The organism is Streptomyces nanshensis, assembly GCF_001751255.1.
Lineage (GTDB): Bacteria > Actinomycetota > Actinomycetes > Streptomycetales > Streptomycetaceae > Streptomyces > Streptomyces nanshensis_A.
On the sequence record NZ_LJGW01000264.1, the window covers coordinates 1 to 9,883 of the forward strand.

At 73.6% G+C, this 9,883-nt stretch carries 5 protein-coding genes; 2 read left to right on the plus strand and 3 right to left on the minus strand.

What is annotated here, in order from left to right:
• A partial coding sequence (locus AN218_RS15620; protein WP_070017496.1) for a WD40 repeat domain-containing protein occupies nt 1–3,481 on the minus strand: 3,481 nt, incomplete at its 3' end.
• 209 nt (nt 3,482–3,690) lie between these two features.
• Here AN218_RS15620 and AN218_RS15625 point away from each other — a divergent pair.
• On the plus strand, nt 3,691–4,356 hold the full coding sequence (locus AN218_RS15625; protein WP_070017497.1) for a hypothetical protein: 666 nt from the start codon (nt 3,691–3,693) through the stop codon (nt 4,354–4,356).
• Nucleotides 4,357–4,501: 145 nt separating this feature from the next.
• On the opposite strand, the gene AN218_RS15630 is transcribed toward AN218_RS15625, so the two are convergent.
• The gene (locus AN218_RS15630) at nt 4,502–5,572 is read right to left on the minus strand and encodes a hypothetical protein (RefSeq protein WP_070017498.1); all 1,071 of its coding nucleotides are present in this window, start codon (nt 5,570–5,572) and stop codon (nt 4,502–4,504) included.
• Nucleotides 5,573–5,729: 157 nt separating this feature from the next.
• The gene (locus AN218_RS15635) at nt 5,730–5,930 is read right to left on the minus strand and encodes an O-methyltransferase (protein ID WP_070017499.1); all 201 of its coding nucleotides are present in this window, start codon (nt 5,928–5,930) and stop codon (nt 5,730–5,732) included.
• A gap of 218 nt (nt 5,931–6,148) precedes the next feature.
• Here AN218_RS15635 and car point away from each other — a divergent pair, with 218 nt between their 5' ends.
• Nucleotides 6,149–9,781 carry a carboxylic acid reductase gene (gene car, locus AN218_RS15640; RefSeq protein WP_079132204.1) on the plus strand — a complete coding sequence of 1,211 codons (3,633 nt, stop codon included), beginning with the start codon at nt 6,149–6,151 and terminating at the stop codon, nt 9,779–9,781.
• The last annotated feature ends 102 nt before the right edge of the window (nt 9,782–9,883 follow it).

Below are 9,883 nucleotides of genomic sequence, written 5' to 3' on the forward strand. Positions count from 1 at the left end.
GCCACAGCACCACGGCGCTGCGCTCGGTCGCGCCCGCGAGCGTGCGCCCGTCGCGGGCGAACGCAAGGGAGTTGACCTGTCCGTCGCCGGGGTCCACCGTCCCGGCGTCCGACGGGCGGCCCCGCTCGGGCACATGCCACAGCCGTACGGTCCCCTTCTCGCCCGCCGCCGCGAGCAGCCGTTCGCCCCGCGGGGCGAACGCCACGGTGAGCACGCCGCCCCCGTGCCCGGCCAGGGGCTTGCCGAGCGGGCGCGCGTCGGAGGGCCGGGAGACGTCCCACAGCCGTACGGTCCCGTCGTCGCTGCCGCTGGCCAGCGTGCGGCCGTCCCGGGCGAAGGCGACCGAGGTGATCTTGCCGTGGTGTCCGGAGAGTTGAGCGAGCAGCCGGGCCCGGCGCGGGTGGCGTACGTCCCAGAGCCGTACCAGTCCGTCGTCGGTGCTGGCCGTCGCCAGCAGCCGTCGGCCGGGGCCGAAGGCGGCGGCGGTCAGGGGGTTGGTGAAGTCGGTGAGCACGGTGCGCGGGCGGTGCCACAGCAGCAGATCGCCCTCGTAGCCCGCGCTGACCAGGGTGTGACCGGACCCTGCGCCGGAGCCGTCGCCGGACCCCGCACCGGATCCGCCGTCCCGGGTGCCTTCCCGGGTGCCGTCCGGGCGGAAGGCGACCCTCCAGATGCCGGAGCTGTGTCCGGTCAGCGCCTCGCCGAGGGGCTGCGGATAGTCGGGGTCGGCCACGTTCCACTGCCGTACGGCGTTGTCCTCGCCGCCCGCAGCCAGCGTCCGCCCGTCCGGGCTGAAGGCCACCGACCAGACGGGCGCCCGGGGTTCGGTGCGCACCGCGCGCTCGTGGACGTGCCGGGGGTCGGAGACGTCCCACAGCCGTACCGTCTCGTCGAAGCCGCCGCTGGCCACCGTCTTCCCGTCGGGGCTGAAGGCCACCGACCACACCGGCGCCCCGTGCCCGCGGAGTCCGTCGCCGAGCTGTTCGGCGTGCGCGGGATCGCCGACGTCCCACAGCCGTACGCGGCCGTCGTGGCCGCCGCTGACCAGCGTCCCGCCGTCGGGCGCGAACTCGACGGCCTGTACGCCGCCTTGGTGTGCCGAGAGCGGGTCGCCGAGCGGCCGGGGCCGGGACGGGCGGGAGAGGTCCCACAGCCGTACGGTCCCGTCGTCGCCCGCCGTCGCGAGGAGCGAACCGTCCGGGCTGAACCGGGAGGCGGCGACCGCCGAGGAGTGGGCCTTCAGCGGAGCGCCGACCGGCTCGGGGCGGCGGGGGTTCCGGGTGTCCCACAGCCGTACGGTGCCGTCGTGCAGGCTGACGGCGAGCAGCGTGCCGTCGGCGCTGAACCGTACGTCCTCCGCGCGCTCCGTGAGCCCCGTCAGCGGAGCGCGCAGCGGGCGGGCCTTGAGGGGGTCGGCGGTGTTCCACAGCCGGACGGTGCGGTCGTGGCCGGCGCTGGCGAGGGTGTTCCCGTCGGGCGTGAAGTCGGCGGCGGAGACGACGCCCCGGTGACCCGGAAGGCGCGAGGAGAGCGTGGCGCCCGCGTCGGCGATCAGCCGACTGTCGACGTCCGGTGTGGCGCGCATCCGCTGCGCGGCCAGGTCGAGGCGCGCGGAGAGCGAACGGCGGGTGCCGCGCAGCTTGTCCGCCTGCGTGGTCGTCTGGTGGAAGACGGCGTCGTTGCGCTCGGCGTGCGCGGTCGCCCGCTGCTGGAAGGCGACGACGGCGGCGGTCGTCGCGATCAGACAGAGCGCCACGAGCGCGGCCGTCACGCCCTGGCGGATGCGTACGGCGCGGTCGCGCAGACGCAGCGAGGCGGTGAGGAAGTCCCGTTCGGGCGGGGTGAGTTCGTCCTCGCGGCACCCGGGCGGGAACGCCTCGGCGGCGGCCTCCAGACGGCTGCCCCGGTAGAGCGCGCCCGGGTCGTGCTCCAGCACCTCCCAGTCGCCTGCGGCGGCGGTGAGCTGCCGGTGCACCAGCAGCCGGCCGCGCTCGGCGTCGATCCACGCGCGCAGCCGGGGCCAGGCGGTGATCAGGGCCTCGTGGGCGAGATCGACGACGCCGTCGTCGGAGGTGAGGAGGCGGGCGGCGACGAGCCGGTCCACGACGGAGGCGGTGACGGAGGGTGTGGCGTCGGGAGTGGCGGAGGCGGCGGGTGCGGACGGAACCGGGTCCTGCTCCGAGGCCCGTCCGGGGCCCAACGTCGGGACGGATCGCGGCCGTTGGGCGGACGCAGGCTGCGCGTCCGCATCCGTGTCCGCGTCCGTGCCCGCCTCCGTGGCCGCGCCCAGCTCCGCCCGGTCCACGGGACGCCGGGTGTCCGGCGCGCCGTCGCCGGGCGCCACCAGCCGCAGCAGCACCCGCCGCGCCGCCTCGGCCTCCTCCGCCGAGAAGCCGCGGTAGACCTCCTCGGCGGTCTGCGCGATGGCGCCGTGCAGCCCGCCCGCGCTCTCGTACGCCGCCTCCGTGAGCATGTGCCCGCGCCGGTGGCGCCAGGTCTCCAGCAGTGCGTGCGACATCAGCGGCAGCGCCCCCGGTTCGCCCTCGACCTCGCGTATGACACGGCCGGTCAGCGAGCGCTGGACCTGGAACCCGCGGACGGTGGCGGGCCGTACGACCGCCTGCCGCAGCTCCTCGCCGGACATCGGCCCGACCAGCAGCGTCGCCTCCTGGAGTACGGCGGTGAGCCCGGCGTGCCGGGCGCAGTGGCCGAGGAAGTCCGCACGGACGGCGAGGACGACGCGGAGTCTGCTGTCCGGCTCGCCCGCGGCGAGCAGCGCGTCGAGGAAGGCCGTACGTTCCGCGTCGTCGCGGCAGAGCGTGAACACCTCCTCGAACTGGTCGACCAGGACGAAGGTCTCGCCCTCCCGGTCGTGCGGCACGAGCCGCTCGGCGTGCGTGGTCGCGGGGCGCGGACCGGGGGTGAGGATGCGGATGCCGGCGGGGACGGGTGCGTCCGCGCCGGAGCCGAAGCCGGACTCGGGCTCGGGCTCGGAGCCCTGTCGCCGCAGGGCCGGGATCAGTCCCGCGCGCAGCAGCGAGGACTTGCCGCTGCCCGACGGGCCGAAGACCGCGGTGACCGGGAAGCGGCGGGTGAGGGCGTGCAGCCGGGCGACCAGTTCGCTCCGTCCGAAGAACAGGTCCGCCTGCTCGGGTTCGAAGCGGGCCAGTCCCCGGTACGGGGGCGGCGAGTCCGGGTCGTCGGGGCGCCGCTGCCCGTCGAGTTCGGCCTTGACCGCCTGCCGGCGCTCCTCCCACGCGCGCGGATCGCCGCCGCACGCCGTCACGAAGCCGCGCGTCACGCGCAGGGACGGCAACGCCTCGCCGCGCGTCGCCTGGTTGAGCGCACCGAGCGACAGCCCCGAACGCTCCCGCATCACACGGAAGGTGGGCGACCCCGCGCTCTCGCGCAGCCGCCGCAGCTCCTCGGCGAACTCCCGTACCAGGGCGGCCGGATCGGCTGGTCCTCGCGCGGCTGACATGGCTGGAGTCCTGGAGTAAGTACGTGTGTCACGTACCCGGCGTACAACGGTGATCGCTCACGGTAGGAGCCCCGATGCCCGTACGGCAAGGGGCAGTTGGGGCCGGGGGCTCCGGAGAGGGGAGGCTCCGCGGAACGCGGCGCACAACCCTGGGGGCCGTTCACGGGTCTGCTGTCACGACAGTCCGTTACGGGGGAAAGGTTCCCAACATGCCTGTATGTGCCGTCCGTTCGTCCGCCCTGGGGTCCGCGGCCGTGCTCGCCGCGCTCGGGCTCACGCTCGCCGCCGGCGGCCCGGGTGCCGCCGCGGACGCCGGAAAGGACGCCAGAGACGCCAGAAAGGATCCCGGAAAGAACGCCCCGGTGCCGGGCTTCCTGGCCGCCGCCGATCTGCCGCCGCATGCCTCGTCCGGCTGGTCGGCGGGGAAGGTGACGGCGGGGCTGCCGGATCCGGAGCCCTTCTGCGCGGAGGGCGCGCTACCCGCTGACGGGAGCCGCTACCGGGAGTTCCACACGGACCTGGACACCGACGCCACCCAGGTCGCCGTGGTGTCGAAGAACGAGACGGCGGCGGCACGGCTGGCGGCCGCGCTGCGCGCGTCGGTCGCGGCGTGCGCCGCGGACTGGCTGCGGGAGACGCCCGGCGGCACCGCCTCCTGGGAGGACTACGGCGGGCTCGCCGCGGGCGACGGCGCGCACGTCTACGGCGTCCATGTCTCGATCCCCGAATCCGAGCCCAACGTCCATCTGTTCGGGGTCGGACGGGACGGGCGGACCGTGACCCTGGTCCGCTGGGGCGAGATGGGCGACCTCGGCCGGGCGCCCGTCGCCGACTTCCAGCGGACGACGAGGACGGCGGTCGCCAAGCTCAACTGACGGCCCGGCTGATGAGCCCAACTGACGGGCTCGACCGGCGGGTTGGGGCGGCGGGTTGCCGACACGTTCGGCCGCAAGATCGGCCCCTCCCCGCGTCCGCCCCGTACGGAAGCGCACTCCGTACGGGACGGGCGGACGCTGCGGCTCAGAGGCCGACGAACCCGTACAGCGCCAGGTGGTTGGACTCGGTGCTGCCCACGGTGTGGTCCACCGGCGAGGAGCCCACGCTGCCGCGCACGAAGAGGTAGTCGATCTTGCGGGAGCCGTCGGTGGGCTTCGACCCGTAGCTCTTCATGCCGTACTCGCTGAGCGTGTCGGCCGCGATGCCGGTGCGGTTGGCGTCGATACCGACGACGCGCACGTCCGAGTCCTTCAGCAGCCGCGTCGCGTCCGCGCCCAGCCGGATGCCGCTGCCGCCGATGCCCTTGTCGCCCTCGCCGCCGCACGCGTGCTTCGCGTTCTCCTGCGGCAGATGCATGGTCGCGGCGAACACGGAGGTGCCGGTGCCCTTGACCGTGAAGCGGGCGGCGATGGCGCTGGTGCGCCGCCACTTGTGCTCGTTCGCGGCGCCGTCGTCGTTGTTCGGCGGCTTGTAGAGCGTGCAGCCCTTGCCGTCGCCGTACGCCGTGCCGGGCTTGAGCCAGCCGGCGCTCCAGTACTTCGACACATCGCCCGAAGCGAGCCCGAGCCGGCGGGTGTTGTAGATCAGGCCGTTGGTCTGCTTCTTCTTCAGATCGCCCAGCGCGGAGGAGTCGCAGTGGTGGCTGCCGCCCCACTCCGGCGGGTCCTCGGCCGACACCACGGCCTTGTACGTGCCCGCGGGCAGCCCGAACTTCGCCGAGAGCTGGTCGGCGTACGCCTCGGCCTGTCCCTTGCCGCGCAGTTGCTGCAGCACGAGCAGATCGGGCGCCTCGACCCCGTCGGTGCCGGTCTTGCCCTCGTCGTCCACGAGCACGGACTTCAGATGCTCCGGGCCGGAGATCCGGGTGCACGAGCCGCCGGAGTGGTTGCGTACGAGGTTCTCCATGTTGTTGCTGTAGATCCGCAGGCTGTCCCCGGCCGCGGCGGTACGGGAACCCTCGCGCGCCGCGCCGCCGTCCGGGCCCGCCTCACCGGTGCCGGGGGCGCCGTGCGCGATGAACGGGGTGGCCAGTACGGCGGCGGCCAGCAGGGCCCCTCCGGTGAGGTTGCGCAGGGTCCGTCTTCGCAGAGCCATGGTGTCGCTCCTTCGACCGCAGCGGGTGCGGTGCTCGTAGGGACAAGTGCGGTGTGCGCAGGGCCGGTTGTACGGGTTGCAGGGGCCCCATGCGTCGTACGGGGGTGGGCCGGGGACCGGGCGTGTGTCAGCGCCCGGTGCGGTCAGCGGTCAGCGGTCAGCGGTCAGCGGTCAGCACACCGTCGCCCACCTCCTGAAGGTGCGCCGCGAAGTCCGGGTCCTCCTCCAACAGCGCGCGGAAGGGAGCCACTTGACCGGCGTGACTGACGGCGCTGTCCACGGCGATCACGCCGCGGGCCGTCAACTCCCGGCGCAGCAGCGGCAGACAGCCCGGACAGGCGGGCCGCTCGGCGTCCACTCGGCTCTCCCCCTCCGGCGCAGTCGGCCCCGGCCCGGGGCGCCGTCCGTCCCCGCGCGCGTGCGGCGGGTGACGAGGGAGCGTAACAGCGGCGGAAGGGGCCGGTCTGCCGATCGGCACCGCGCGACAGAAGCGCGCCGGCCACGGACCGCGGCTGTTTGCATATGGTCTCCGCGCGTTGACATACCAGCACTCGTGGTGACGTCGAAGGAGACGGAATGGCAGAGAACGCACAGTCCGGGCACGACGGCGGGGCCGGAGCGGCGGACGTTCCGCCCGCGCAGCGCCGGACGGCCGAACTGTACGCCGTGGACCGGCAGTTCCGGGAGGCCAGGCCCCTGGACTCGGTCACGGAGGCGATACGCCGGCCGGACATCGGCCTCCCCCGCATCATGGAGACCGTCATGGCGGGCTACGCCGACCGCCCCGCCTTCGGGGAGCGCGCGAAGGAGCTGGTGAAGGACCCGCGGACCGGCCGGATGACGGCCGAACTGCTGCCCCGGTTCCACACCGTCACCTATCGCGAGGTGCGGCAGCGCGTGCAGGCGCTCGCGAACGAACTGGCCGCACACCCCCGACACCCGCTCGGCGCCGGGGACTTCGTGTGCACGCTCGGCTTCACCAGCGCCGACTACGCCACCGTCGACCTGGCCTGCATCCACCTCGGGCTGGTCTCCGTACCGCTGCACTCCAGCGCCACCGTCGCCGAACTCACCCCGGTCGTCGTGGAGTCCGACCCCCGTCTGCTGGCGGTGAGCACCGAACTCCTGCACGTCGCGGTCGAGTTGGCGCTCCGCCCGAATGCGGCGGAGGACGCGGCGCTGAGCCGTCTGATCGTCCTCGACTGCGATCTGCGCGTGGACGAGCAGCGCGAGCGGTACGAGGCGGCCGCGGCACGGCTCGCGGCGGCCGACTCGCCCGTCACGCTCGACACCCTGGACGCCGCGCTGGCGCGCGGGGAGACCGCGCCCGTCGCTCCGCTGCACACCGGCACGGACGAGGACTCGCTGACCACCCTCCTCTACACCTCCGGCAGCACCGGCGTGCCCAAGGGAGCCATGTACAGCAGGCGGCTCGCCACCTATCTGTGGGGCGCCTCGTGGCGTACCACGGACACGCCCGTGATCAGCCTCAACTATCTGCCGATGAGCCATCTCGCCGGGCGCTACACGCTGTTCAGCACGCTCAGCGCGGGCGGCACGCACTACTTCGCGGCCCGCAGCGACCTCTCGACGCTGTTCGAGGACATGTCGCTGGCCCGCCCCACCGATCTGATGCTCGTGCCGCGCGTCTCGGAGATGCTCTTCCAGCAGTACCGCAGCGAGGCCGACCGGCGGCTGGCCGAGGGCGGCGACCCGTCGGCCGTGCCCGCGGAGGTGCGACGGCACATACGGGAGACGGTCGTCGGCGGCCGGCTGGTGCGCGTGATGTGCGGCAGCGCGCCGCTGGACGCCGAGACCGCCGCGTTCCTGGAGTCGTGCCTGGAGGTGACGCCGATGGACGGCTACGGCGCCACGGAGGCCGGAATGATCACCACGGGGCACCGGCTCGCTCCTCCGGTGATCGACCACAAGCTCGTGGACGTACCGGAGTTGGGGTACTTCCGCACCGATACCCCGTACCCGCGGGGCGAGTTGCGCATCAAGACCGAGATGATCATGTCGGGCTACTACAAGCGCCCGGAGACGACGGCAGCGGCCTTCGACGAGGACGGCTTCTACAAGACCGGCGACATCATGGCGCGAACGGGCCCGGACGAACTGGTCTACGTGGACCGCACCAAGAACGTACTGAAGCTCTCCCAGGGCGAGTTGGTGGCCGTCTCCCGGCTGGAGACCGTCTTCGCGGCGAGCCCGCTGATCCGGCAGATCTATGTGTACGGCAGCAGCGAGCGCTCCTTCCTGCTGGCCGTGGTGGTGCCGTCCGCGGAGGCGGTCGCACACGCGGAGCGCGCGGCGGCGGACGGCGCAGGGGACGCCACGGGCACGGCGGACGCCGCGGACGCGCTCAAGTCGGCGCTCAGCACGGCCCTTCGGCAGGCGGCGAAGGACGCCGGGCTCAAGTCCTATGAGATTCCACGGGACTTCATCGTCCGTACGGAGCCGTTCTCCGCGGCGAACGGTCTCCTCACCGACGCCGGGAAGCTCTCCCGCCCGCGCGCCAAGCGGCACTTCGGCGACCGCCTGGAGCAGATGTACACGGACCTCGCCGCACGCCAGGCGGAGGAACTGCACGCCCTGCGGCGCGAGGGCCGGGAGCGGCCGGTGGCGGAGACCGTCGGCCGCGCCGCCGGGAGCCTGCTGGGCTGCCCGCCCGGCGAACTCGACCCCGCCGCACGCTTCTCGGACCTCGGCGGCGACTCGCTCTCCGCGCTCTCCCTCTCCCGGCTGCTCGGCGAGATCTACGAGACCGACGTCCCGGTCTCCCTGATCACCAGCCCCGCGACGGATCTGCGCGCGCTCGCCCGGCACATCGCGACCCGTCCGGCCTCGGGCGGGGACCGCGCCACCTTCGCCTCCGTGCACGGTGCGGACGCCACGGAGGTACGGGCCTCCGGTCTCGGCCTCGACACCTTCGTCGGCGCCGACGTCCTCGACGCCGCCCCGGCCCTGCCGCGTGCGGACGGCCCGGCGCGCACCGTGCTGCTGACCGGCGCCAACGGCTATCTCGGACGGTTCCTCTGTCTGGAGCTGCTGGAGCGCCTGGAGCAGGAGGAGCGGGAGGCGCCGGCCGGCGGCACGCTGGTCTGTCTGGTGCGCGGCAGCAGCGACGAGGCCGCGCGCGCACGTCTGGACGCGGCGTTCGACAGCGGCGACCCGCAACTCCTCGCCCGCTACCGGGAGTTGTCCGCGGGCCGGTTGCGCGTGCTCGCGGGCGACATCGGCGAACCGGGGCTCGGCCTGGATACGCGGACATGGGAGCGGCTGGCCGCCGAGACCGACCGCATCGTCCATCCCGCGGCGCTCGTCAACCATGTCCTGCCCTACAGCGAGCTGTTCGGCCCGAACGTGGCGGGCACGGCCGAGCTGATCCGGCTGGCGCTCACCACCCGGATCAAGCCGTTCACCTTCCTCTCCAGCGTCGCGGTGGGCACCCAGCTCGCGGGCGCGGCACTGGACGAGGACACCGACATCCGCGCGGTCGTTCCCGTAAGGCGGCTGGACTCGGCGTACGCGGGCGGCTACGGCACGAGCAAGTGGGCCGGCGAGGTGCTGCTGCGGCAGGCGCACGAGCTGTGCGGGCTGCCGTGCGCGGTCGTCCGCTCGGATCTGATCCTGGCGCACAGCGTGTACCGGGGGCAGCTCAATGTGCCCGACCTCTTCACCCGGCTGTTGTTCAGCCTCGCCGCCACCGGGGTCGCGCCGCGCTCCTTCTACGGGGACGACTCCCCGCACGGCGGACAGGACGCGGGGCACGCCCGTTTCCACGGGCTGCCGGCCGACGTGCTCGCCGAGGCCGTCACCGCGTTCGGGGAGCGGGCCACGGAGGGCTTCCACACGTACAACGCCCTCGGCACCCACGACGAGAACGCCTCGCTCGACGTCTTCGTCGACTGGCTGATCGAGAGCGGCGAGCGGATCCAGCACATCGACGGCTACGGCACATGGCTCGCGCGCTTCGAGACCGCGCTGCGCGGACTGCCCGAGGAGCAGCGGCAGCACTCCCTGCTTCCGCTGCTGGACGCCTTCCGCGAACCGCTGCGTCCCGTCACCGGGCCGCGGCGGCCCACCGTCCGCTTCGACGCCGCCGTACGGGAGGCCGGGGTGGGCGGCGACGACGGCGTACAGGGCGTGCCGCCCGAGCTGATCACCAAGTACATGGCGGATCTGCGGCACTTGGGCCTGCTGTGACCCGGCGCCGTAGCTGACCGGCAGGAGAGACAGAAGAGAAAGAAGAGGAGCGAAGAAAGGGGAGCGGAGAAGAGGAAGAGGGGGCGGGCGCGCGGGGATGCG

Coding starts and splice junctions, on each gene's coding strand:
- AN218_RS15625 (WP_070017497.1), top strand. CDS start 3,691: ATGCCTGTATGTGCCGTCCGTTCGTCCGCCCTGGGGTCCGCGGCCGTG.
- AN218_RS15630 (WP_070017498.1), bottom strand. CDS start 5,572: ATGGCTCTGCGAAGACGGACCCTGCGCAACCTCACCGGAGGGGCCCTG.
- car (WP_079132204.1), top strand. CDS start 6,149: ATGGCAGAGAACGCACAGTCCGGGCACGACGGCGGGGCCGGAGCGGCG.